A 19,225-nucleotide genomic window follows, 5' to 3' on the forward strand; every position below is an offset into this window, starting at 1 on the left:
GGCGAGAGCGTGGTTAGCCCTTGAAGCGGGGGAACGCGCTGCGGCCCGCGTACACCGCGGCGTCGTCGAGGATCTCCTCGATGCGCAGCAGCTGGTTGTACTTGGCGACGCGGTCCGAGCGGGCCGGGGCGCCGGTCTTGATCTGACCGCAGTTCACGGCGACGGCGAGGTCGGCGATGGTGACGTCCTCGGTCTCGCCGGAGCGGTGCGACATCATGCACTTGAAGCCGTTGCGCTGGGCCATCTCGACGGCGTCGAGGGTCTCGGTCAGCGAACCGATCTGGTTCACCTTCACGAGCAGGGCGTTCGCGGAGCCCTCCTCGATGCCGCGGGCCAGGCGCTCCGGGTTGGTGACGAAGAGGTCGTCGCCGACGATCTGGACCTTGGCGCCGAGGCGGTCGGTGATGACCTTCCAGCCGGCCCAGTCGTCCTCGTACAGCGGGTCCTCGATGGAGACGAGCGGGTACGCGGAGACGAGCTCCTCGTAGTACTCGGTCATCTCGGCGGCCGAGCGGGACTGGCCCTCGAACTCGTACTTGCCGTCCTTGTAGAACTCGGACGCGGCGACGTCGAGCGCGAGCGCGATGTCCTTGCCCGGGGTGTAGCCGGCCTGCTTGATGGCCTCGACGATGAGGTCGAGCGCGGCGCGGTTGGACTCCAGGTTCGGGGCGAAGCCGCCCTCGTCACCGAGACCGGTGGACAGGCCCTTGGTGTGCAGGACCTTCTTGAGGGTGTGGTAGACCTCCGCACCCCAGCGCAGCGCCTCGGAGAAGGACTCCGCGCCGATCGGGGCGATCATGAACTCCTGGATGTCCACGTTGGAGTCGGCGTGCGACCCGCCGTTGAGGATGTTCATCATCGGAACGGGCAGCAGGTGCGCGTTCGGGCCGCCGAGGTAGCGGAAGAGCGGCAGGTCCGAGGCCTCGGACGCGGCGTGCGCGACGGCGAGGGACACGCCGAGGATGGCGTTGGCGCCGAGCGAGCCCTTGTTGTCGGTGGCGTCCAGGTCGAACATGGCCTGGTCGATCAGGCGCTGCTCGGTGGCGTCGTAGCCGACGAGCTCCGGGCCGATCTGCTCGATGACGGCGAGGACGGCCTTCTCGACACCCTTGCCCATGTAACGGTTGGGGTCACCGTCACGGAGCTCGATGGCCTCGAAGGCACCGGTGGAGGCGCCGGACGGAACTGCAGCACGGCCGGTGCTGCCATCGTCGAGGCCCACCTCGACCTCGACCGTGGGGTTGCCTCGGGAGTCCAGGATTTCCCGGGCTACGACGACGTCGATGGACGGCACGAGCATCTCCTTCTGGGATGTGACGCTGGATGTGCGGTGGCATCAGGCCGTGGGATGGCCTTGCCGCCTAGAGCCTAACCGGCTCCGGGCACTGGGCCCGCCGACCGCTCGGGTCCTGGGACGAAAAAGGGTCCGAATACCCCTCTTCCGGGACATAGGACTCTTGATCATCACGGTTGCGCCCGCGCACGCGCCACCGCCCGGCGCGTGGGGGGAGACGCGCCGGGCGGTGTGGTGGTGCGTGGTGCTGCCTGTTGCTCTGCGATGCCGCGGCTATTGCCGCAGTGTTCAGCTGAGCTTCAGCTTCTGACCCGGGAAGATCAGGTCGGCGTCCGAGACGATGTCCTTGTTCAGCTCGAACAGCTTCTGCCAGCCGCCCTGCACGCCGTTCGCCTCGGCGATGGTGCCCAGGGTGTCGCCGGACTTCACCTCGTACGAGCCGTTGCCGGTCTTCGGGGCCGGGGTCTCGGTGCGCTCGGAGCGGGTGACCGGGGCCTCGGCGCGCTTCGGCTCCGTCTTCTTCGGCTCGGTCTTCTTCGGCTGGGTCTTCTTGGGCTCGGTCTTCTTCTCCTGCTTGGGGGCGGCCTCGGTCGCGCCGCCGCCGGTGTAGGAGGAGTTCGACAGGCCCTTGCCGCAGTGCGGCCAGGCGCCCTTGCCCTGGCCCTTGAGGACCTTCTCCGCGACGGCTATCTGCTGGGCCTTCGAGGCCTGGTTGGCCTGCGGGGCGTACGACTTGCCACCGAACGCGGCCCAGGTGGAGGACGAGAACTGCAGTCCGCCGTAGTAGCCGTTGCCCGTGTTGATGGCCCAGTTGCCACCGGACTCGCACTGCGCGACCTTGTCCCACTCGGACGCGGTGGCGGCGCTGGCGGTGCCCGCGGCCATCAGGGGAGCGGCGACGGCCACACCGGCGACACCGGCGAGCGTGACGAGGCGTGCCGTCCGCTCAATGGCGGTACCGCGGCGGTGCTTGCCCTTGCCGGAAAGCAGCATGGAGTTTCTCCTCACCGACGCCTACGAGGTGAGCTGTCGGGTTCGGGCGAGTGAGTTGCCCGGCCGTGCGACCTAGCGCACGTCTTAACCCCTAGCCGGTGGCGTGACCGTCTCTCAACGGCCGCTCCCGGCGCCTACCTTGGTTCCCCCGCTCCTGCCTTCGGCGCTTGACGCGACGACTGTTCCCCCCGTCCGCCGGCAGGATTCGGCGATGCGGTCGAAGGAGCTCGCGGTGGCGAGCGATTCAGAAGGTAGACAGGTCTCTCCCCGATGTTCAACGAGCGGCATCGGGGAGAAACGGGCCCTACTTGCGCTCCTCGTACGGGTGTTTGCGCAGGTGAGGGCGGGGTTTGCGGCAGCCCCCGGGTGGGACACGCCAGTTGACCGGAAGAGACACATGTCTCACTTACAGAAAACGGACAATCAGCTCTTTCCGGCCGCCCGAAGTGCCCTTATTCGGCAGTTAGATCCAGGTTCTGACCGGGCTTGATCAGATCGGCATCCTCGCCGATGACCTGCTCGTTGGCCTCGTAGAGGGCGTTCCAGCCGCCCTTGAGCCCCTTGGCGTCCGCGATGGCGGTCAGGCTGTCGCCCGCCTTGACGGTGTACGTGGGCTCCGACGGGGTGTCAGACGGGCCGGGGGCCTCGAGCGCGGGCGCACCGCGGTGCTTGCCGCTGCCCTCGGGGGCGGTCACGGGAGGCGCGGTGGGGTCGGGCGAGGCCTCGGGGGTTCCGGGGGCGGCCGGGGCCGTCGGGTCGGCCGGGGTCACGGGGGCGCCGGTGACCGGGGGCTGGCCCGGGGTGGTCGGCGGGGTGACGGGCGGCGTGGTGGGCGGCGTGGTGGGCGCGTCGGGGCTCACGGGGGCGGTCGGCTCGGTGGGCTCCACCGGGGCGGGCGCCGTGGACGGGTCGTCCGGCGAGGGCATGACGGGCAGTCCGAGGGAGGGCGCGAGCGGGCCGTCGGGGAGCGCGAAGGACGGGCTCGGCGCGGGCTGTGTGGGAGCGCCGAAGTCCGTGGACGGCTTGCCGGCCCCGGTGGTGGGCACGCTGTGGTCCGGGCGGGACGGCGCGGTGCCGGCCTGGGATCCGCCCGGCAGGCCGGGGTCGACCTCGGCGGCGGGGCCCTGGCCGTCCAGCCCGGCCGAGGCCGCGCACAGCGGCCAGGCCTGCGGGCCCTGGGAGGCCAGCACCCGCTCGGCCACGGCGATCTGCTGGGAACGGCTCGCCAGGTCGGCCCGCGCGGCGAAGTCGAGTCCGCCGGCGTTGCTCCACTGCTCCTGGGTGAACTGCAGGCCGCCGTACTGGCCGCTGCCGAAGTTCGCGCTCCAGGCGCCGCCACTCTCGCACTCGGCGACCTTGTCCCACGTGGACGTGTCGGCCGCACTGGCGTTGGTGGCGGCGAGCAGCGGCAGTGCCAGCGCGGAGCCTGTGACTCCGGCGGTGACGACTATCGCGGGCACCTGGCGGGGGCGTCTGTGGCGGCCGTTCCCGGAACGCATGATGCTGCACCTTTCGCATAACGGCGGGGTAACGGCAGAACCTAGCGGCCTTCGAACGATTGTCACAACTCCCGTCGGCGCCTGACTTCCGGTCAGTCGCCCTTCAGATGTTTCGGGGTGTGAAGCGCACGGGAAGGGTGCGCAGGCCACGCATGATCAGCCCGCCGCGCCAGCGCAGGTCTTCGGACGGAACGGCGAGTTCCAGATCTGGCAGACGCGTGAGCAAAGTCGCAAGCGCCGTCTGTCCTTCAAGTCGTGCGAGCGGAGCACCCAGGCAGTAGTGGATGCCGTGCCCGTATCCGAGGTGCTGGTTGTCCGTGCGGGAGAGGTCGAGGGTGTCCGGCTCGGCGAAGCGCGCGGGGTCGCGGTCCGCGGCCGCGAGGACGACCAGGACCGGATCCCCGGTGGCGACCCGCTGTCCGCCGAGGGTCAGCGGCTCGGTGGCGAACCTCCAGGTGGCCAGCTCCACGGGGCCGTCGTAGCGCAGGAGTTCCTCGATGCCGGTCTCCAGCAGGGCGCTCTCGCCGGCCGCGAGGGAGGCCTGGAGGCGCTCGCGCTCACCGGGGTTCATGAAGAGGGAGTGGACGCCGTTGCCGATGAGGTTGACGGTGGTTTCGAAACCGGCGAAAAGCAGGATGAAAGCCATGGCCGTGGCCTCGGCCTCCGTCAGGTGGTCGCCGTGGTCACTCGCCCGGATCAGATCGGAAATGAGGTCATTGCCCAGATCGTCCCGCTTGCGGTGGATGAGTTCCCCGAGATAGGTCCGCATCTGCTTCACGGAACGGGCCACTCCGCCGCGCGGACCTCCGCCGTGGCGGATCATCATCCCGGCCCAGTCGCGGAAGTCGTCCTGGTCCTCGCGCGGTACGCCGAGCATCTCGCAGATGGCGTAGATGGGGAGCGGGAACGCGAACTCGTGGATGAGGTCCGCCTCCCCCCGCTCCGCGAACCCGTCGATGAGGTGGTCGGTCAGCTCCTGCACCCGCGGGGTGAACTCGGCCACCCTGCGCGGGGTGAACGCCTTCGACACCAGCCGCCGCAGCCGGGTGTGGTCCGGCGGGTCGATGTTCAGCAGGTGCGTCATCAGCTCGGCCTTGCGCTCCCCCGGGATCCCGGTCTTGCCCTTGGCGTGCGCGGGCTCCGCGTGGTGCGCCGGGTTCTTGCTGAGCCGCTGGTCGGCCAGGGCCTGGCGGGCGTCGGCGTACCGGGTGACCAGCCAGGCCTCGACCCCGCTGGGGAGCTTGGTGCGGTGCACCGGCGCGTGCTCGCGCAGCCAGGCGTAGGCCGGATACGGATCGGTCGCGAACTCCCAGTCGAACAGGGTCGGGCCCGGGCCGGCGGAGGAGGCCGAAGGGGTGTCTGCGGGGTCTGCGGGGGTCTGCTCGTGCACCCGACGACCGTATCCCGGCTCCCGTCCCCCATCCCATATGGGTGCTTCGCCGCGGCTGTCCGCAGATCCGCCGTCACTTGACCTCGCCTTCCCCGGCATTCCTACTTTCGGTTTTGTGGATGTGAGGATCTTGAAAAGCAGCTTCGCGGTGGTGGAGAGACGGGCCGAGCACGCGGTCAAGTACTTCTACTCGCACCTCTTCTGGCACAACCCCGGCATCCGTGAGCTCTTCCCGGCCTCCTCCGAGGACATGGAACGGCAGCGGGACCGGCTCTTCGCCGCGCTCACCCACGTGATCGCCCACCTGGAGAACGACGGCCTCCTCCCCTATCTCCGCGACCTGGGCCGCGACCACCGCAAGTTCCGGGCCGGGCCCCAGCACTACGCGGCCGTGGGCGCCAGCCTGCTCGCCGCCCTCGCCGAGGCCTCCGGCGAGGCCTGGACCCCGCAGGTGGAGAAGGCCTGGGCCGAGGCGTACCAGGTGATAGCCGACTCGATGCTGGCCGGCGCCGCCGCGGCCGAGGAGCGGGAGCCGGCCTGGTGGGACGCGGAGGTCGTACGCCACCTCCAGTACGGGGAGGACATCGGCGTGCTGACCCTGAAGCCGCACGCCCCCTTCCCCTATCTCCCCGGCCAGTACACGAGCGTGAGCAGCGAACGCGTCCCGACGACCTGGCGCACCTACTCCATAGGCAACGCCCCCCGCCCCGACGGCACCCTGGACCTGCACGTCAGCCGGATCGAGCGGGGGCGGCTGAGCACCGCCCTGGTCCGCGACGTGCAGCCGGGCGAGATGCTGCGGCTCGGCGCCGCGGGCGGGCAGCTGACCTTCCGCCGCGGGGACCGTCCGGCCAGCCTGATCGCCGCCGGGACCGGCTGGGCGCCGGTCCGGGCCCTGCTGGAGGACCTCGCGGAGCATCCTCCCGACCAGGACGTGCGGCTCTTCGTGGTCGCGCGGGACGCCTCGTACCTCTACGACCGCCCGCTCATCGACGAGTACGCCGCCGCCTGCCCCTGGCTCGGCGTCACCTACCTCACGCCCGCCCCCGGGCAGCACCGCAACCAGGCCACGGACCGGCTGGCCACCGCGCTCGGCAACCGGGGGATGTGGCCCGAGCAGGACGTGTACCTGAGCGGACCGCCGCTGTTCATCGAGGAGACGGCCCGCCTCCTGGAGGAGCTGGGCGCCGTGCCCGGCCGGATCTTCCACGACTCCGTGCCCGCCGCCGGACGCGGCCACGGCCCGAACGGCCGCCCGCTGGGCTTCGGGGAGTGGTTCCTGAGCCGCCCCTCGCCGCACTGGCACAACCCCTCGGGGCGCGAGCCGAGGGACCGGGCCTAGGCCGTCCCAGCGGGGTCCGGTACCGCCGGGGGCTACTCGCCGACGCCCTCCGCGGCCCGGATCGCGGCCCGGTAGACGCGGGCCGCCGCGCGCAGCGCGGTCTCGGGGTCGGTCCCCGACGCCTCCGCGCGTGCCGCCAGCGCCAGCAGCTCGTAGCCGATGCCCTCGCCGCGGGGCAGCTCCACGGCCACCCCGCCCGTACGGGCCCGCCCGGCGAGCTTGGCCGCGAGCGCGAGCCCCGGCTGGCCCAGCGGGACCCCGTCCGTGACGGACTCGCGGCTCTTCTCCACCGCCTTGGTGCGCTGCCAGTGGGCGCTGACGTCCTCCGGGGTCTCGGCCTTCTCGTCGCCGAAGACGTGCGGGTGCCGGTGGATCAGCTTCTCCACCAGGGCCCCGGCCACGTCGTCGATGGAGAAGGCCCCGCCGGCGCGCCCGCCGTCTCCGGCCTCCCCGGCCTCCTCGTCGCCCTCGGCGTCCTCCGCCGTGCCGTCCGCGGCGCCCTCCTCCGCGATCCGGGCGTGGAACACCACCTGGAGCAGGACGTCGCCGAGCTCCTCGCGCAGTTCGTCCAGGGTCCCGTCCTCGATGGCCTCGACCAGTTCGTACGCCTCCTCGATCGCGTACTTGGCCAGGCCCCGGTGGGTCTGCCGGGAGGTCCACGGGCATTCGCGCCGCACCCGGTCCATCACCTGGACCAGGTCGAGCAGGCGGGCGCCCGGCAGGTCGTACGAGCCGGGCAGCAGTTCCAGGTCGGGCATCGCGACCCGGCCGGAGCCCGCGAGGCGGGCCAGCCCGTCGGTGAGCCGCTGGTCGCCCTCGCCGCTCAGCAGCACCACGACCGTGCCGCCCCCGGCGCAGGCCCCGACCAGCTCCTGCGCGTCCGGGCTGCCCTGCACCACCTCGACGCCCGCGTCCCGCAGGTACGGCAGCTGCGGGTGGGCCGGGTCGGCGCACAGCACCCGGTCCGCGGCGTGCAGGGTCTGCCACGCGGGCCAGGACAGCACGCCGGGGGCGACCCGGTGGCTGGTGGTCAGCAGGACGATGCGGCCGGTGGGCTCGGCCGCGGTGGACTCGGAGGGGGCGTGGTCGGTCACCCCCCGAACCTACCTCCGCGGGCGCACCTCAGGCTCCGGCGGGTGCCTGCTCGGGCCGGGTCCGCTGGGTGATCCAGGGGGTCTCGCCGGCGCCGAGCTTGATCTGCTCGACGTCGAAGGAGCCGTAGCGCGGGTTGACCTCGATGTGCAGGGCCTTCGCGGCGGTCCGGGCGGGCTCCTCCAGCTTCCCGTTGCCGTACTTGGCGGTCAGCTTGGTCAGGAGCGCCCGGTCGCGCAGCAGCCGGTCGGCCTGGCCGGGAGCCATGGCGCCCTTCTGCAGGAGGGCCGCCTCGAACTGCGCGGGCCCGCCCTCCGCCTCGACCAGGGTCTTGCGCTGCTCCTCGAGGTCCTTCTGGGAGACGGAGATCCCGGCGGTCTCGGCCATCTTGTCGATGATGCGGCTCTGGAGCATCGCGTCGAGCTTCTGCCGCTCCAGGTTGGGGGTGCTCGCGATGAGCTCGGCGGCGGCCTGCCCGGTGCGGTTCTGGGCGGCGCGCACCTCGTTCACCTGGGCCTGGACGGCGGAGGTGGTGATCCGTTCGCCTCCGACGACGGCCGCGGTGCCGGGGTGCGCCTGCCCGGAGCACGCGGACAGCAGGGGGGCCGCCAGCAGCAGGGCGGTGGAGACGGAGAGCGCAGTGCGACGGTGCAAAGGAGCCTCCAGGGCCGGGAGATTGTGCGTCGGTGCACAAGGGCCTTGCGATGATCGATGGTATGCAGTCAGGGTGATCCGAGCCACTGATTCGACCAACGATTCCCGGGGTGTTGGGGTGCGCCTCTGTTCGTGTCGCGGCCACCCCGCGGCCATCCTGCTGTCCTGTGGTGGTGCCAAGGTCGGCGCACCATGTCGACACCGCACCGCTCGCCGCGACGCCTGAGCCTGGCCGGCTCCGCGCTCGCCGCCCTGCTCACGGTGGTGGCCGTGGGTGCCGGGGACGCCGTCGCCCGCGTCTTCCCGTACGGACCGCGCCACCGCAGCATCAACGACCTCGGCAATCAGTTCGTCCCCTTCCACGCGCACCTGTGGGACCTCCTGCACGGGCGTGCGGAGGGCGGGCTGCTGTTCAACTGGCAGTCCGGCTACGGCACGAGCTTCCTGCCGGACCTGGGCACCTATCTGGCCAGCCCCTTCGCGGTGCTGGTCGGGCTGTTCCCGCGGGCCGACATAGACCTCGCGGTGTACGTGGTCACCCTGCTCAAGACGGCCGCAGCGGCGGCGGCCATGACCTGGCTGCTGCGCACGCAGCGCCGGGGGGCCTGGTGGGCGGCGGGGCTGCTCGGGGCCTCGTACGCGCTGTGCGGCTGGTCGGTGATCGAGGCCTCCTACAACCCGATGTGGCTCGACGGCCTGATCGCCTTCCCGCTGCTGTGCCTGACCGGCGAATGGGCGCTGCGCGGGCGGCGGCTCACGGCGGCCGTACTGATCGTGGCCGTGTGCTGGACGGCGAACTTCTACACCGCCTACATGGCGACCCTGGGCGCGGCGCTGGTGCTGCTGGTCCGGGTGGTGCTGACCCGGCAGGGCGTCAGGAGCCGGCCGGCCGTGGTGGGCCGGGCGGCCGGTACGACCGTGCTGGGGATCATGCTCGCGGCGCCGGTGCTCGCTCCCCTCTTCCTCAGCTCCGGGCAGGCCTATCCGGGCTGGGTCAAGGAGTTCCGGCCGGTGTCCTGGGCGGACCTGTTCGCGCGGCTGCTGCCGGCCACGTACTCCTTCTCCTCCCCCGCCGTCTTCGTCACCACCGGGACGCTGCTGCTGGTGGCCGCGCTGCCCTTCCACCGGGCGGTACCGCCGCGCACCCGGCTGGCGTGGGCCGGGCTGACCGCGGCCGTCGCGCTGTCCCTCCAGTGGGCTCCGACGCACCTGGCCTGGCACCTGTTCGCGACCCCGAACGGGAGCCCGTACCGGCAGACCTTCGTACTGGCCGGGATCGCCGTGATCGCCGCCTGGGCGGGCCTGTCGGCGGGGCTGCCGGGGCGGCGGGCGCTGGCGGCGGGGGCGGGCCTGCTGGCGGCGGCCGCCCTGTGGGCCGGCGGGAGCCGGCTTGCGACCACCTGGGGGTACGTGCTGTTCGCGGGCGGGCTGGCGCCGGCGGCCGGGGCCTGGTGGGCGCTGCGCCACCGCCGCCTGGTGCTCCCGGCGGCCGTACTGCTGGCGGCCGTACTGGTCGGGCAGGGCGCCGCGACGACCGCGTTCGGCCACAAGGGCAAGCTGGGCGGGCTCGACGACTACCCGTCCTGGGGCCGCGCGCACACCGCCCGCGCCGGGGCGCTGGCCGGCGCCGGGGGCTGGCCCGCCTACCGCACCGACCCGAGCCGGCCGGCCCTGACGGGCAACGACCCGATGCTGCTGGGCGGGGAGGGCGGCTCGTACTACAGCAGCCACACCCCGGAGGTATTCACGCGCACGATGGCCGCCCTCGGGGCGGGCTGGACCTCGCGCGGGCGCAACGTCCAGAGCATCGACAGCCCGGTGACGGACGCGGTCTTCGCGGTCGGCGCGCGCCTCCAGCCGGACGGCACGGTCCGCCGCGCCGAGGTCCCGCCGCTGGTGACGACCCGCCCGCCGGGCGCGCCCGCCGCCTACGGCGATTCGCCGTTCGCCAACCAGGAACTGCTGCTGGGCGCGCGGGTGTACGAGGACCCGCGCGCGCCCGGGGTCTGCCGCGCGGGCACGGAGGCCTACCTGTGGGCGCCGGAGTACAACGCGACGGCCCGCCTCGCGGACGGCCCGGCCTTCCGGCTGAACGGCAACGCCCCGCGCAACCGGGCGGCCGTCCAGCCGATGGGCGTCTCGCGGGGCGACTCCTCGGCGCTGGTCTTCGACCGGTCCGCGCCCGCCCGGTGGGCGCTGTCCTGCCTGGACCGCGGCCGCCTGGACACGGCGGTGGCCCGGCTGCGCGCCACGGCCGCCGACTCGGTCACGGTCGGCTCCTCGGGGGTGCGGGCGGTGCTCCCGGAGGGCAGCACCGGCACGGCGGTCCTCTCGGTGCCCGCGATCGCGGGCTGGACCTGCAACGGCCGGCCGGCGGCGGCCCACCTGGGCCTGGTGGCGGTCCCCCTGGACGGCCGGACCACCACGCTGGACTGCTCCTTCCGCCCGCCGGGCCTGCTGCCGGGCGCGGCGGCCGGCGCCTTCGCCCTCGCGGTTGTTCTCGGCCTCGCGCTCGCGCGCGGGCGGCGTCAGCGGACCTGACCGAGCCAGTGCAGGGTGCGGCGGATCTCCCCCGGGAACGGGTGGCCCGGCCCGTGCAGCCGCTCCGCGTCGAACAGCAGGCGGGCCAGGGTGTCGCGGGCCGCGGGCCGGTCGCCGAGGGAGAGCAGCAGGTGGGCTATCCGGCGGCGGACCTCCAGGGGCAGCCCGGGGTCCGGGTTGGCGTAGTGGTTCTCGAAGAGCGGGAGCAGCGAGCGGTACTCCGCCAGGGCCGCGGCCGGCTCGCCGAGCTGCTCCAGGCACTGCGCCGCGTCGTAGCGGAAGCGCAGCGACTGGGGGTCTCCGGCTGGGAACTGGTCGGCGAGGCGGCGCAGTTCGGGCAGGGCGCGGCGGTACTGGCCGTCGTCCATCAGCGTGGCGGCGTACTGCTTGCGCAGGGAGCGGACCACCGGCGAGTGCTCGCCGTGCTGGGCGGCCGCGGCCGGGAGGATGCCGCCGAGGATGTCGCCGGCCTGGGTCAGCCGGCCCTGGTCCAGCAGTTTGCGCGCCTCGTCCACCGCGCCGGGGATGTCCGGGCGGGCGGGTGCGGGCGTGGGCGGCGAGGTCGGCTGCGGGGGGATGGCGGTGGACCGGTCGGGCCACGGGGCCTGGGGGCGCAGGAAGGGGCGGGTGGGGTCGAGCGGGCCGGCGGGGGCGCGGCTCCCGCTGGCGGGCAGCAGCGGCGCGAGGGCCTCGTAGACCGCCTGCGCTGAGGACGGGCGGTCCTGCGGGTCCTTGGCGAGGAGGCGCAGCATGAGCGCCTCCAGCTCCGGCGGGATCTCCGGGCGCTGCGGGCGGACCGGGGCCGGGGGCTCGTACAGGTGGCGGTGGAGCACGCCGAGGGCGGTGGACCCGGCGAAGGGGACGTTGCCGCTGAGGAGTTCGTACAGCAGGACGCCCAGCGCGTACAGGTCGGTGTAGGGGCCCACGGCGCCGCTCATGGCCTGCTCGGGTGCCATGTACGCGGGGCTGCCGATGGGCGTGCCGGTGCTGGTGAGGCGGGTGGTGTCGGTGTCCATCACCGAGGCCACGCCGAGGTCGAGGACCAGGACGGTGCCGTCCGGGCGGACCATGACGTTGCGCGGCTTCAGGTCGCGGTGCACGATCGGCACCGCGTGCACGGCGGCGAGCACCGAGCACAGCTGCGCGACGACCGCGACCGCCCACGGCCAGGGGTACGGGTCGTGCGCGGCGAGGTGGTCGGCGAGGTCGGAGCCCTCCACGTATCCCATGACGAGGAAGAGTTCGTCGCCGTCGCTGCCCGCGTCGTGCACGGTGACCAGGCCGGGGTGGTCGACCTGGGCGGTGACCCGGCACTCGCGCACGAAGCGGCGGCGCAGTTCCTCGGCGACGGTGCCGGGGCCCGCGACCTTGTCGGGCCGCAGCAGTTTGACGGCGACGCGCCGGTCCAGCCGCCGGTCGTACGCCGTCCAGACCTGGCCCATGCCGCCCTGGCCGAGGATGGACGACAGTTGGTAGCGGTCTCCGATGAGCCGGTCGGTCACTGATTCGGGTCCTGGATCGCGGTCCGGTTCGGGTCCTGGTACGGGCCGCCGGGCGGCGGCGGGGTCTGCTTGCGCAGCAGTTCGCTGAGCTCGTCGAGTTCGGCGCGGACCTGGCCGATGCGCGGGGGCGGGGTCGGCTGCGGGGGCTGCTGCGGGACCTGCGGCAGCTGCACCGGGGCGGTGGTCTGGGCGGGCGGGTAGCCGTAGGAGGGTGCGGTCGGCTGCTGCGGGCCGGCGTACGGGGCGGGCTGCTGCGCGTACCAGTGCCCCTGCGGGCCGGCGGTCCGCAGGCGTTCGTGGTGGCGGATGTCGGCGACGAGGAAGTACACGCACGTGGCGAAGCCGGTGAGGACGATGCCGCCGGCCCCGGTGTTGCCCTGCCAGCCGTTGGTGTCCGGGGTCGGGTCGAGGCCGATCAGCACGACCGAGCCGACGGAGAGCGCGCCGCTCACGGCGAGCAGCGTCCAGTCGCGGGCCGCGCGGGTCACGATGGCGAGCCGCAGCATCGAGCCCCAGGCCAGGAAGCCACAGCTCAGGATCGGCAGCAGCGCGAAGACCACGCGCAGGGCCACCACGCCCCCGGAACTGGGCTGGTGGCCGTGCTGCGGCGGGATGCCGGGGGCGTGCATCGGTGCTCCTGACGGGCCGTGCGGAAAGGGTTTCGGGTAAGAGCGTATACAGCGATTCCGGCCATGGTGAGGGGATGTGCCCAACCGTTGTACGGTCGCCGCGCGATCGTCCGCAAGGCGGTCTGAGCAGCGGGTTCCGGACCCCGGCGAGCGAACCACCCCAAACGGGCGTAGCGTCGCAAACGGGATACGGAAGGAGCCCGCGACATGGGGATCTTCGACAGGTTCAAGGACCAGGCCAAGACCAAGGGCAAGCAAGTCTCCGACCAGGTCGAACAAGAGGCCAACGAGCGGACCGGCGGCAAGTACAGCGACAAGATCGATCAGGCCCAGCAGCAGATGGAAGACCGGCTGGGGATCGACGACGACCCGAACAAGTAGCCCGCCGCGCGGGCCGGGAGGCCGGAAGCCCGGAAGGGCTGCCGGCCTCCGCCCGTGTCACCCGTCAGGAGCCGAGGATCGTGGCGAGGAACTCGCCGGTCCAGGCCAGCAGTTCCCGCCCGACCAGCGGCTTCCCGCCGACCCGGGCGGTCTTCGGGCGCGGGATGAGGACCTGTGAGGTGGCGGGCTTGAGCACCGCGCCCGGGTAGAGCCGCTTGAGGCGCAGCTCCTGCGACTCGCGCAACTCCACCGGTCCGAAGCGGATGTTGCTGCCCTGCAGGGTGATGTCGGCGACCCCGCAGGCGCGGGCGAGCATCCGCAGTCCGGCCACCAGCAGCAGGTTCTCCACCGGCTCGGGCAGCTTGCCGTAGCGGTCGGTGAGCTCCTCCCGCACGGCCTTGACGTCCGCCTCGGAGTTGGCCGACGCGATGGACCGGTACGCCTGGAGGCGCAGCCGCTCGCCCGGCGCGTAGTCGTGCGGGACGTGCGCGTCCACCGGCAGCTCGATCTTCACCTCGAGCGGCGGCTCCTCCTCCACCCCGCCTTCGACGGCCGCCCGGTAGTCGGCCACAGCCTCGCCCACCATGCGGATGTACAGGTCGAAGCCGACGCCCGCGATGTGGCCGGACTGCTCGCCGCCCAGCAGGTTGCCCGCGCCGCGGATCTCCAGGTCCTTCATGGCCACGTACATGCCCGCGCCCATCTCGGTGTGCTGGGCGATCGTCGCGAGCCGCTCGTGGGCGGTCTCGGTCAGCGGCTTCTCCGGCGGGTAGAGGAAGTACGCGTATCCGCGCTCGCGGCCGCGGCCCACGCGGCCGCGCAGCTGGTGCAGCTGGGAGAGGCCGAAGTTGTCGCCGCGCTCCACGATCAGGGTGTTCGCGTTGGAGATGTCGATGCCGGACTCGACGATCGTCGTCGAGACGAGCACGTCGAACTTCTTCTCCCAGAAGTCCACCACGACCTGCTCCAGGGCCTGTTCGGACATCTGCCCGTGCGCCGTCGCGATCCGCGCCTCGGGCACGATCTCGCGGAGCTTGGCGGCGGCCCGGTCGATGGACTCGACCCGGTTGTGGATGTAGAAGCACTGGCCCTCGCGCAGCAGTTCACGGCGGATGGCCGCGCCGATCTGCTTCTCCTCGTACGGGCCGACGAAGGTGAGCACCGGATGCCGCTCCTCCGGCGGGGTGGTGATCGTCGACATCTCGCGGATGCCGGTCACCGCCATCTCCAGGGTGCGCGGGATCGGGGTCGCCGACATGGTGAGCACGTCGACGTTGGCGCGCAGCTTCTTCAGCTGCTCCTTGTGCTCGACGCCGAAGCGCTGCTCCTCGTCGACGATGACCAGGCCCAGGTCCTTGAACTTCGTCTCCTGCGAGAACAGCCGGTGGGTGCCGATGACCACGTCGACCGAGCCCTCGCGCAGGCCCTCCAGGGTGGCCTTGGACTCGCTGTCGCTCTGGAACCGCGACAGGGCCTTCACCTTCACCGGGAACTGGCTGTAGCGCTCGGAGAAGGTGCCGAAGTGCTGCTGCACGAGCAGGGTCGTGGGCACGAGCACGGCGACCTGCTTGCCGTCCTGCACCGCCTTGAACGCCGCCCGCACCGCGATCTCGGTCTTGCCGTAGCCGACGTCGCCGCAGATCAGCCGGTCCATCGGGACCGACTTCTCCATGTCCTCCTTGACCTCGGCGATCGTGGTGAGCTGGTCGGGCGTCTCCGCGTACGGGAAGGCGTCCTCCAGCTCGCGCTGCCAGGGGGTGTCGGGGCCGAAGACGTGGCCGGGGGCGGCCATGCGCGCGCTGTAGAGCTTGATGAGGTCGCCGGCGATCTCCTTGACCGCCTTCTTGGCCCGCGCCTTGGTCTTGGTCCAGTCGGCGCCGCCGAGCCGGTGCAGGGTCGGGGCCTCGCCGCCGACGTACTTGGTGACCTGCTCCAGCTGGTCGGTGGGGATGTAGAGGCGGTCGCCGGGCTGGCCGCGCTTGGCGGGGGCGTACTCGACGAGGAGGTACTCGCGGGTCGCGCCCTGGACGGTGCGCTGCACCATCTCGACGTAGCGGCCGACGCCGTGCTGCTCGTGGACGATGTAGTCGCCGGCCTCCAGGGTCAGCGGGTCGATCGTCTTGCGCCGGCGGGTCGGCATCCGGCCGAGGTCCTTGGTGGCGGTGCGCTGCCCGGTGAGGTCGGTCTCGGTCAGCACCGCGATCTTCAGGGCCGGGTCGACGAAGCCGGTCTCGACCGAGCCGCAGGCGACGTGGACGATCGACGGCTCCAGGGTGCGCAGCTCGGCCTCCAGCCGGGCCGGGATGCCCTCGCCGCCGAGCACCTCGACGGTGCGGGCGGCCGGGCCGTGGCCCTCGGTGAGGTAGACGGTGTGCCAGCCGTCGGCGATCCAGCCCTTGGTGTCGGCGAGCGCGCGGGCGGTGTCGCCGCGGTAGGCCTCGGGCGCGTGCATGCCGAGCTTCAGCGTGTCCCCGCCGGAGAGGTCCGCCTCTTCGGCGGCGAAGGGGGAGACGGACCACCACATCATGCCGAGCTCGCGGGCGTGGTCGCGTACGTCGGCGATGCCGCGCAGGGAGGCGGCGCCGACGTCGATGGGGGCCTCGCCGCCGCCCGCGGTGGCCGCCCAGGAGGCCATCAGGAACTCCTGGCTGGTCGCGACCAGGTCGGCGGCCCGGGTCCGGACCCGCTCGGGGTCGCAGACCACGGCCATCGCCCCGGCGGGCAGCACGTCGATGAGCAGTTCCATGTCGTCGACCAGGACCGGGGCCAGGGACTCCATGCCCTCGACGGCGATCCCCTCGGCGATCTTGTTCAGCAGCTCGCCGAGCTCGGGGTGGGCCTCGGCGAGCGCCGCGGCCCGCTCCCGCACCTCGTCGGTGAGCAGCAGCTCGCGGCAGGGCGGGGCCCACAGCCCGTGCTCGGCGATCTCCAGGGAGCGCTGGTCGGCGACCTTGAAGTAGCGGATCTCCTCGACCTCGTCGCCCCAGAACTCGATGCGCAGGGGGTGTTCCTCGGTGGGCGGGAACACGTCGAGGATCCCGCCGCGCACGGCGAACTCGCCGCGCTTCTCGACGAGCTCCACGCGCGCGTACGCGGCGGCCGCCAGCGCCTGGGTCACCTCGCCGAGGTCGACGCTCTGGCCCTGCCGCAGGGACACGGGCACCAGGTCCCCGAGCCCCTTGACCTGCGGCTGGAGCACGGAGCGGATCGGTGCGACGACCACGGAGACGGGCCCGGCGGCCGGGTCGTCCTTGCTCGGGTGCGCGAGGCGGCGCAGGACGGCGATCCGGCGGCCGACGGTGTCGCTGCGCGGGCTGAGCCGTTCGTGCGGGAGCGTCTCCCAGGACGGGTAGTCCACCACCTCGTCGGCCGAGGGCAGCAGCGACCGCAGCGCGGCGGCCAGGTCCTCGGCCTCGCGCCCGGTGGCCGTGACGGCGAGGATGGTCCGCTCGGTCCGCCGGGCCAGCGCCGCGATCGCGAAGGGCCGCGCGGCGGCCGGTCCGACCAGGTCCACGTGCATGCGGTTGCCGTCCCCGGCCGCGGTGACCGCCTCGGCGAGGGCGGGGTCCCGGGTGACGGCGTCGAGCAGTCCGTGCAGGCTCATGAAGAGGCTTTCCATCCGGTGAGGGTCGAGAAGGGGCAACGCGAAGGACCCGACACGTCGCACGGGCCGGGGCTCCCCACCCTACGACGGTCCCCTCCGCCACGCGCGGGGGATTCGGGTCACCCGCGGGAGTGAAGGAACTGGCGGGGGCCGCGCCGATCTGCATACGCTTAGCCCAGCCGTTAGTCCACTCCGGTCCCGGAGGACCCATGGAAGCGCCCCGGCAGTACAACGTCCACGAGGCGAAAACGAACTTCTCCAAGATCCTGGAGGCGGTCGCCACCGGCGAAGAGGTGATCATCAGCAAGGCCGGCGAGCCGGTCGCGAAGGTGGTCCCGCTCGCGGGGAAGGTCCTGCGGACCGCACGGGGCTCGGTACGCGAACCCGTGGTCTTCCGGGACGATTTCGACGACATGTCGGATGATTCCGGCTTCGCCGAGGCCTTCGGACTGACCCCGGGCAGCGGAGCAGAGGCATGAAGCTGCTGGCCGACACGCACGTCATCGTGTGGTGGCTCATGGACTCCCCGCAGCTGCCGGACGAGATCAAGGACCTGCTCGACACGGAGCGGCTCGCCTACGTCAGCGCCGTCACCCCCTGGGAACTCGCGGTGAAGCAGGCCCTCGGCAAGCTGGACGGCCCCGAGGACCTGCCCGAACGGGCCAGGGACTGCCAGCTCCGGCCCCTGCCCGTCACCGCCCTCCACGGCATCCGGGCGGGGCAGCTCCCCTTCCACCACAGGGACCCCTTCGACCGGATGCTGGTCGCCCAGGCCCAGTCCGAAGGGCTCACGCTCGTCACCCGGGACAAGTACATCCCCCTCTACGATGTTGCGGTACTGACCGTCTGAGCTCGCCGAGGGAGCACACGAGGCCGTGACGAGCGATGCGATAGCCCGGCCGCCCGAGGCCGAGGCCGAGGTCGGGCCGGTGCGCGGCGGCAGGGCGGGCCGGGGCCGGTGGGCCGGGCCGTACGCGGTGGCCGGCGGGCTGTTCCTCGTGTACCTCGTGCTGTCCGTCGGGCGGTTCCGGCGGATGGAGTGGGCCTCCTGGGACCTGGGGATCTTCGAACAGGCCATCCGCGCCTACGCCCACCTCCAGGAGCCCGTCGCGGACCTGAAGGGGCCCGGCGCCAACATCCTCGGGGACCACTTCTCCCCGATCATCGCGCTCATCGCCCCCGTCTACCGGGTCTTCCCCGGCCCCCTCACCCTCCTCGTCGCCCAGGCCGCGCTCTTCGCGCTGTCCGCGGTCCCCGTCACCCGTGCGGCCGCACGGCTGCTCGGCCGGCCCCGCGGGATCGCCCTCGGGGTCGCGTACGGGCTGTCCTGGGGCATCCAGCGGGCCGTGGAGTTCGACTTCCACGAGATCGCCTTCGCCGTGCCCCTGCTCGCCTTCGCCCTGGAGGCGCTGCTCGACCGGCGCTGGCGGGCCGCCCTGCTGTGGGGGGTGCCGCTGCTCTTCGTCAAGGAGGACCTGGGCTTCACCCTCGCCGCGCTGGCCGTGGTCGTCGCCTGGCGGGCCAGGCCCACCGACCGGCGGGCCGCCTGGACGGCCGTGGGCGTCGCCGTCGGGGCCACGGTCTTCGCGGTCCTCGTGTTCACCGTGTTCATACCGGCCTTCGCCACGGCGGGCTACGGCTACTGGGACAAGATCGACGGCGGGGGCCCCTTCGCCGGCCTCGGCACCAAGCTGGAGACCCTGGCCTGGGTGCTGATCCCCACCTCCGGGCTGCTCGCCCTGCGCTCGCCGCTGCTGCTGGTCGCCGCCCCCACCCTCGGCTGGCGGTTCCTGTCCGGGGACGACCACTACTGGTCCACCGACTGGCACTACAGCGCCGTGCTCATGCCCGTCGTCACCCTCGCCCTGGTCGACGCCATCGACACCGTCCGGCGCGGCGAGCGGCCCCGGCTGCGCTCGTACGCCCTCCAGCTGCCGACCGCCGTCCTCGCCGCGGGCCTCGCCCTGAGCGCGACCAGCCTGCCGACCGAGAAGCTCGCGCAGGCCCGTACGTACGAGAAGCCGGCCCGCGTCACCGCCATCGAGGAGCTCCTCGGCCAGATCCCCGACGGGGCGACCGTGGAGGCCGACACCGGCCCGCTGACCCGGCTGACCTCGCGCTGCCGGGTGCTCTGGATCGGCGGCAGCAAGGGCGTGGTCCCGGACTGGATCACCATCGACAACTCCTCCAAATGGGCCGGCGAGGACCCGACCGGCTACGCCCACCAGCTGCATCCCGGCACCCGGTTCACCCTGGTGGGCGAAGCGGAGGGCGTCGTCCTGATGCGCCGCGAGTGACCCGGCG

Annotated in this window: 15 protein-coding genes and 1 riboswitch; of the genes, 6 read left to right on the forward strand and 9 right to left on the reverse strand. The window is 72.7% G+C overall.

The genetic code is table 11. The features are described 5' to 3' along the window. Positions 1-13: 13 nt before the first annotated feature. The 4 genes from eno to ACFWP3_RS25490 all read right to left on the reverse strand — a co-directional run bounded on the left by eno (position 14) and on the right by ACFWP3_RS25490 (position 5,176). Positions 14-1,300 (reverse strand): phosphopyruvate hydratase, encoded by a 1,287-nt coding sequence (eno, locus tag ACFWP3_RS25475; RefSeq protein WP_030156501.1) that lies wholly within the window; start codon positions 1,298-1,300, stop codon positions 14-16. Between the two features lie 282 nt (positions 1,301-1,582). Continuing rightward, a complete protein-coding gene (locus tag ACFWP3_RS25480; RefSeq protein WP_384225157.1) occupies positions 1,583-2,287 on the reverse strand; it encodes a transglycosylase family protein in 705 nt (234 codons plus the stop codon). 3 nt (positions 2,288-2,290) lie between these two features. Beyond that, a riboswitch (cyclic di-AMP (ydaO/yuaA leader) is annotated at positions 2,291-2,463 on the reverse strand. 276 nt (positions 2,464-2,739) lie between these two features. After that, on the reverse strand, positions 2,740-3,786 hold the full coding sequence (locus tag ACFWP3_RS25485; protein WP_384225160.1) for a transglycosylase family protein: 1,047 nt from the start codon (positions 3,784-3,786) through the stop codon (positions 2,740-2,742). A 103-nt stretch (positions 3,787-3,889) separates the two neighbouring features. Next, positions 3,890-5,176 (reverse strand): cytochrome P450, encoded by a 1,287-nt coding sequence (locus ACFWP3_RS25490; protein WP_384225163.1) that lies wholly within the window; start codon positions 5,174-5,176, stop codon positions 3,890-3,892. 121 nt (positions 5,177-5,297) lie between these two features. Here ACFWP3_RS25490 and ACFWP3_RS25495 point away from each other — a divergent pair, with 121 nt between their 5' ends. Next, entirely contained in the window at positions 5,298-6,518 is a 1,221-nt protein-coding gene (locus ACFWP3_RS25495) for a globin domain-containing protein (protein WP_384225166.1), read from the forward strand. 32 nt (positions 6,519-6,550) lie between these two features. On the opposite strand, the gene ACFWP3_RS25500 is transcribed toward ACFWP3_RS25495, so the two are convergent. Further along, entirely contained in the window at positions 6,551-7,612 is a 1,062-nt protein-coding gene (locus tag ACFWP3_RS25500) for a MazG family protein (protein WP_384225169.1), read from the reverse strand. A 28-nt stretch (positions 7,613-7,640) separates the two neighbouring features. Beyond that, entirely contained in the window at positions 7,641-8,264 is a 624-nt protein-coding gene (locus ACFWP3_RS25505) for a SurA N-terminal domain-containing protein (RefSeq protein ID WP_384225172.1), read from the reverse strand. A gap of 192 nt (positions 8,265-8,456) precedes the next feature. On the opposite strand from ACFWP3_RS25505, the gene ACFWP3_RS25510 reads away from it, so the two are divergent. After that, a complete protein-coding gene (locus tag ACFWP3_RS25510; protein ID WP_384225175.1) occupies positions 8,457-10,805 on the forward strand; it encodes a YfhO family protein in 2,349 nt (782 codons plus the stop codon). Here ACFWP3_RS25510 and ACFWP3_RS25515 read toward each other — a convergent pair. Both ACFWP3_RS25515 and ACFWP3_RS25520 read right to left on the reverse strand, forming a co-directional pair. Then, on the reverse strand, positions 10,793-12,307 hold the full coding sequence (locus tag ACFWP3_RS25515) for a protein kinase (RefSeq protein ID WP_384225178.1): 1,515 nt from the start codon (positions 12,305-12,307) through the stop codon (positions 10,793-10,795). The genes ACFWP3_RS25510 and ACFWP3_RS25515 overlap by 13 nt on opposite strands. Then, on the reverse strand, positions 12,304-12,936 hold the full coding sequence (locus ACFWP3_RS25520) for a hypothetical protein (protein ID WP_384225180.1): 633 nt from the start codon (positions 12,934-12,936) through the stop codon (positions 12,304-12,306). The genes ACFWP3_RS25515 and ACFWP3_RS25520 overlap by 4 nt, the downstream gene beginning before the upstream one ends. 207 nt (positions 12,937-13,143) lie before the next feature. On the opposite strand from ACFWP3_RS25520, the gene ACFWP3_RS25525 reads away from it, so the two are divergent. After that, entirely contained in the window at positions 13,144-13,317 is a 174-nt protein-coding gene (locus tag ACFWP3_RS25525; protein WP_384225182.1) for an antitoxin, read from the forward strand. A 64-nt stretch (positions 13,318-13,381) separates the two neighbouring features. On the opposite strand, the gene mfd is transcribed toward ACFWP3_RS25525, so the two are convergent. Next, on the reverse strand, positions 13,382-16,921 hold the full coding sequence (mfd, locus tag ACFWP3_RS25530) for a transcription-repair coupling factor (RefSeq protein ID WP_384225227.1): 3,540 nt from the start codon (positions 16,919-16,921) through the stop codon (positions 13,382-13,384). A gap of 209 nt (positions 16,922-17,130) precedes the next feature. Here mfd and ACFWP3_RS25535 point away from each other — a divergent pair, with 209 nt between their 5' ends. Genes ACFWP3_RS25535 through ACFWP3_RS25545 form a run of 3 tightly spaced genes read left to right on the forward strand, consistent with a single transcriptional unit; the run spans position 17,131 to position 19,218 of the window. Continuing rightward, positions 17,131-17,400 carry a type II toxin-antitoxin system Phd/YefM family antitoxin gene (locus ACFWP3_RS25535; protein WP_384225185.1) on the forward strand — a complete coding sequence of 90 codons (270 nt, stop codon included), beginning with the start codon at positions 17,131-17,133 and terminating at the stop codon, positions 17,398-17,400. Continuing rightward, complete coding sequence (locus tag ACFWP3_RS25540; protein WP_384225188.1) at positions 17,397-17,771, forward strand: type II toxin-antitoxin system VapC family toxin; 375 nt, start codon at positions 17,397-17,399, stop codon at positions 17,769-17,771. Before ACFWP3_RS25535 ends, ACFWP3_RS25540 begins: the two co-directional genes overlap by 4 nt. A gap of 25 nt (positions 17,772-17,796) precedes the next feature. Next, on the forward strand, positions 17,797-19,218 hold the full coding sequence (locus ACFWP3_RS25545; protein ID WP_384225191.1) for a DUF2079 domain-containing protein: 1,422 nt from the start codon (positions 17,797-17,799) through the stop codon (positions 19,216-19,218). Positions 19,219-19,225: the final 7 nt, after the last annotated feature.

The sequence above is a fragment of the Streptomyces sp. NPDC058525 genome (assembly GCF_042719495.1).
Lineage (GTDB): Bacteria > Actinomycetota > Actinomycetes > Streptomycetales > Streptomycetaceae > Streptomyces.

Excerpts from the sequence above, each read along its gene's own strand:
- eno (WP_030156501.1), bottom strand. The coding sequence starts at position 1,300 with ATGCTCGTGCCGTCCATCGACGTCGTCGTAGCCCGGGAAATCCTGGAC.
- ACFWP3_RS25480 (WP_384225157.1), bottom strand. The coding sequence starts at position 2,287 with ATGCTGCTTTCCGGCAAGGGCAAGCACCGCCGCGGTACCGCCATTGAG.
- ACFWP3_RS25485 (WP_384225160.1), bottom strand. The coding sequence starts at position 3,786 with ATGCGTTCCGGGAACGGCCGCCACAGACGCCCCCGCCAGGTGCCCGCG.
- ACFWP3_RS25510 (WP_384225175.1), top strand. The coding sequence starts at position 8,457 with ATGTCGACACCGCACCGCTCGCCGCGACGCCTGAGCCTGGCCGGCTCC.
- ACFWP3_RS25520 (WP_384225180.1), bottom strand. The coding sequence starts at position 12,936 with ATGCACGCCCCCGGCATCCCGCCGCAGCACGGCCACCAGCCCAGTTCC.
- ACFWP3_RS25525 (WP_384225182.1), top strand. The coding sequence starts at position 13,144 with ATGGGGATCTTCGACAGGTTCAAGGACCAGGCCAAGACCAAGGGCAAG.
- mfd (WP_384225227.1), bottom strand. The coding sequence starts at position 16,921 with ATGAGCCTGCACGGACTGCTCGACGCCGTCACCCGGGACCCCGCCCTC.
- ACFWP3_RS25535 (WP_384225185.1), top strand. The coding sequence starts at position 17,131 with ATGGAAGCGCCCCGGCAGTACAACGTCCACGAGGCGAAAACGAACTTC.
- ACFWP3_RS25540 (WP_384225188.1), top strand. The coding sequence starts at position 17,397 with ATGAAGCTGCTGGCCGACACGCACGTCATCGTGTGGTGGCTCATGGAC.